Origin of the sequence: Streptomyces sporangiiformans (genome assembly GCF_005768555.2) — a bacterium.
In the GTDB taxonomy this organism is placed as follows: domain Bacteria; phylum Actinomycetota; class Actinomycetes; order Streptomycetales; family Streptomycetaceae; genus Streptomyces; species Streptomyces sporangiiformans.
Map to the genome: position 1 here is coordinate 1 of NZ_VCHX02000201.1, position 665 is coordinate 665.

Consider the following 665-nt stretch of genomic DNA (forward strand, 5'->3'; position numbering starts at 1 on the left):
CCGGCGTCCACCCAGCTCTTGGTCACTGTGGGGGCGGTGGCGGCGACCTTGTCCAGCAGAGCGATGCCGATCGCGTTGTCGTGCACGCTCGCGGCGACCACGACCACGGCGATGACCAGGCCGAGGACGTCGGTGGCGATGCCCCGCTTGCGGCCCGGGCTCTTCTTGCCAGGATCCAGCCCGGTCGTGTCCTTCGGCGCGTTCACCGAGGCCCGTACCGTCTGCGAGTCCAGGACGACAGCGGTGGGATCCTCGTGCCGCTTGCGCATTTCGCGGGCCTGCCAGCGCAGCAGGTCATGGATGGTCTCGGCGGTGCCGTCGTCGCGCCACTTGGCGAAGTAGTAGTACACCGCGCTCTTGGGCGGCAGGTCGTGCGGGAGGTAACGCCACTGGCAGCCGGTACGGGCCTGGTACAGGATCGCGTTGACGATCTCCCGCATCTCGTACTGGCCCGCATGCCCGCTGACCGAGGGATGCCTCGCCTTCCAGGCCGCGATGACCGGCCGGATCAGCTCCCATGCCTCATCCGGCAGATCACTCGGGTACGGCTGACGCCCGCCCACGCTCCCCAGCAGACCGCACCACCGGCCGACCGTGAAGCCCCGGAACCGGACAACCCGCCCTCAAGCCAACGAGAACCGCCGAACGCTCGCAGAACACCCACT

1 protein-coding gene is annotated in these 665 nt (G+C 68.9%); it reads right to left on the bottom strand.

All coding sequences use genetic code 11. From position 1 onward, the window contains the following. The coding region (locus FGD71_RS34880; protein WP_119104584.1) for an IS5 family transposase at positions 1-563 on the bottom strand (563 nt) is incomplete at its 3' end. Between the last annotated feature and the right edge of the window lie 102 nt (positions 564-665).